The 2,905-nt window shown below is 65.6% G+C and carries 3 protein-coding genes and 1 pseudogene; 1 reads left to right on the top strand and 3 read right to left on the bottom strand.

All coding sequences use genetic code 11. The features are described from left to right. Positions 1-470, top strand: a pseudogene (locus EN750_RS27205) (DNA polymerase IV); the annotation flags it as partial. 13 nt (positions 471-483) lie between these two features. Here the strand turns inward: EN750_RS27205 and EN750_RS27200 are convergent. From EN750_RS27200 to EN750_RS27190, 3 genes are all read right to left on the bottom strand, one after another. Further along, positions 484-762: an excalibur calcium-binding domain-containing protein gene (locus EN750_RS27200; RefSeq protein WP_245482828.1), complete on the bottom strand. Its 279-nt coding sequence runs from the start codon at positions 760-762 to the stop codon at positions 484-486. A 190-nt stretch (positions 763-952) separates the two neighbouring features. Further along, complete coding sequence (locus EN750_RS27195; protein ID WP_127398507.1) at positions 953-1,975, bottom strand: cupin domain-containing protein; 1,023 nt, start codon at positions 1,973-1,975, stop codon at positions 953-955. 146 nt (positions 1,976-2,121) lie between these two features. Next, positions 2,122-2,905, bottom strand: a 784-nt coding sequence (locus EN750_RS27190; protein ID WP_245482827.1) for an FGGY-family carbohydrate kinase, incomplete at its 5' end; no start/stop codon positions are given.

Here is a 2,905-nt window from a genome sequence, read left to right as displayed (position 1 = left end):
CCACTCTGCTGCATCTGGCCGACCGTGTCGCCAGCCGGCTGCGCGCCAAGGCGCGGCCCGGCCGCACGGTGACGGTACGCGTGCGCTTTGCCGATCTCAGCGCCGTCACGCGCTCGATCACGCTTGACCAGCCGATCTCGGCGACCGCGATGCTGGCCGAGATCGCCGGCGATCTGGTGCGCGGCGTCCTCGCCGACAACCCCCACGAAAGAACGATCTCGCTGCTGGCGATCTCGGTGTCGTATCTTGAGGAAAGCTTCGAGCTGCAGCTCGAACTGCCGCTCGGCCTCGCCGACGAGAAACGCCGGCCGGGCACCCGAAAAGGCCTGGCACGCTTCGACGCCGACCGCGCCATCGACAAGATCCGCGAACGCTTTGGCAAACAGGCGGTGGGCTACGGCACGGTGGCACTGGAGGCCGCGCGCTCCGTGCCCGACGAATTCAGGGAGCTGGCGGAGAAGGAGCTTTGAGGCCAGGGCAAGGCTATGGGCCGGTACGCGAGTAGCGATGGACCCGGATGCCACTAGAGCTTGTCCCGTGCCAGGGCTCGCAGGCTATGCCGTCATGGTCGGCATCGTGAGTCGGCCAATAGCCAGGTTCGCCCCTATGCGCAGAGGCGAGGCCAACGGCACGGGCGGCAGTGCAGTTCGGGAATGCCGCAAGGCGCCTCAGCACCGAGAGAGATGTATCAAACCGAATGCCGATGAAGCCATAGAGATATAGCCCGACAACAGAATGAACGGCGCAAACAAGGCCACCCATCTCAGCCTGCCAAGGCGGCGACGGTGATAGGGTGAAGGCCATCGCAAGAATGGCAGGAGCATTCCCCGCCAACTCCCCGGTTGGAGTGCCCGAACCAGACTAGCGTCACCCAGGTACAGTAGCAATAACGGTCATCTCCGAACGGTTTCCTGCGTTTAGAGCGCGGCTATTGGATAGCGAAACGCCAGTTCTATGCCTCGCCGTCCCAGTACCGCCTCACCGCTCCCATGTCGAAAATGCCGTCGCGCCGGCGCAAGGCGTCGACCGCCATCTTGTTGGAATCGGGATAGACGCAGACCTCGTTGGGATTTTTCTCGCCGATCATCAGATAGCGGCACGGTTCCGTACCGCTGTTGAGGAAGGAATGCCCGACCGCCAGGCCGGCGGGAAAGCAGACATAATCGCCGGCCTTCATCTCGTGACGCTCCTCGCCAAGCAGCAGCGTCACCTGCCCTTCCAGGATCAGCGCGTGCTCCTCTTCGAGCATGTGGTAGTGCCTGGGCGCCAGGCGCATGCCGGGGGCCGGCGCCTCGATCAGCATGCCGACATGATAGTCTGGTCGTCCCAAAGCCGCATAGGTCAGATGCCTGGACCGGCCGCCGAACCGCGGGCCTTCGCCCTCGACCTTCCATTCGACGGCATCGCTGGCGACAGGCGGGATCGGCACGGCTGGGGGTTTGGTGATACCGGGCATCACATCCGACGGCAGCGGATCGCCGGCGGCAAGGCCGGTGTTCTCGCCGTCCCAGTAAGTTCGGGTTGCCGAGAGGTCGAAGATCGCGCGCCTGCCCAGCGCCCGCACCAGGACCTTGTTGGAGGCGGTATAGACGACCACGTCATTCGGGTTGCGCTCGCCGACGATGACATAGCGGCACGGCGCGTCGCCGGTGTTGATGAGGCAATGCCCCGCCGCAGCACCAGCCGGAAAGCAGATGTAGTCGCCGGCCTTCATGGCGTAGGCAGCGTCGCCGACATAAGCGGTCAGCATCCCTTCGAGGATGAAGACATGCTCTTCCTCGAAAATATGGTAATGCGCCGGCGACGTCTGCTTGCCCGGCGGCAGTTCCTCGATCGCCACGCCGACATGGTGGTTTTCGCCGAGGGCGGCCTGCGACAGATGCCGGTAGCGCACACCGAAGCGCGGCACATCGGACCATTCCGTCCATGGCACGCTGTCCGATGCGAATGGCACGGGCGCTTTATCGTCTGCCATAGGGCCTCCCTGGTCCTGTCCCCCTGCCCTCGTCGCACTGCCATGCTGCTAGAGGATCCACGACAGGACAAAGCTGCCAGCTTCCGGCTAAACCGCCAAGCGGTGTTCGCGACGCTCCTGACAAAGCCAGACAGGAATCGCTCGCTTCAACCCCTGATCGCCTTGCTGGCCTGCTGCAGCAGCTCGAATGCCGCGAAGCGCTTGGCGTGCCAGCCGGCCAGCGTGGCATCGGGATGATAGACCTCGCCGAGTTCCGACATGCCGGCCATCGCCCCCGTCAGATCCTTGTAGGCACCGGCGGCGACCGCGCCCAGCATCGCCGAGCCGAGCAGCACCGGTTCCGGCGAGGTCGAGGCCACCACCACCATGCCTGTGGTATCTGCAAGCAGCTGGCGCACCAGCGGGCTTTGGCCGGCGCCGCCGCTGACGACGATGGTGTCGACGGGAATGCCCTTGTCATGCTCGGCCCGCACGATCTGGCGCGCGCCATAGCCCAGCCCGCAGACCCCGGCGACATAGAGCCCGACCAGGCTGTCGAGGCTGGTGTCGAGATCGAGCCCGGCGATCAGCGCTCGCGCGTCCGGGTCGGCGAAAGGTGCGCGGTTGCCGAGAAACTCCGGCACCACATGGATACCGCCGACCAGCGCCGGCGTCGCTGCGGCCCCGTTGCGGCCTTGCGCCTGCAATGACAGCCAGGCGCTGAGGCTGAGCCCCTCGGCTTGCGCCTTGGCGGTCGCTTCGCCAGCCGCGGGATGCATGCGCACCAGATGGTCGATAGCAGCACCGGCTGCCGACTGGCCGCCCTCGTTCAGCCACAGGCCCGGCACCATGGCCGAGAAATACGGACCCCAGACGCCGTCGACGAAGGCCGGCACCGCGGTCGACGACATGGTGCAGGCCGAGGTGCCGAAAACATAGGCCATGCGCGAC

Source organism: Mesorhizobium sp. M7A.F.Ca.ET.027.03.2.1, assembly GCF_003999175.1.
GTDB lineage: Bacteria > Pseudomonadota > Alphaproteobacteria > Rhizobiales > Rhizobiaceae > Mesorhizobium.
This window is presented reverse-complemented; position numbering and strand designations above follow the sequence as displayed.

Coding starts and splice junctions, on each gene's coding strand:
- EN750_RS27200 (WP_245482828.1), bottom strand. CDS start 762: ATGGGTGGCCTTGTTTGCGCCGTTCATTCTGTTGTCGGGCTATATCTC.
- EN750_RS27195 (WP_127398507.1), bottom strand. CDS start 1,975: ATGGCAGACGATAAAGCGCCCGTGCCATTCGCATCGGACAGCGTGCCA.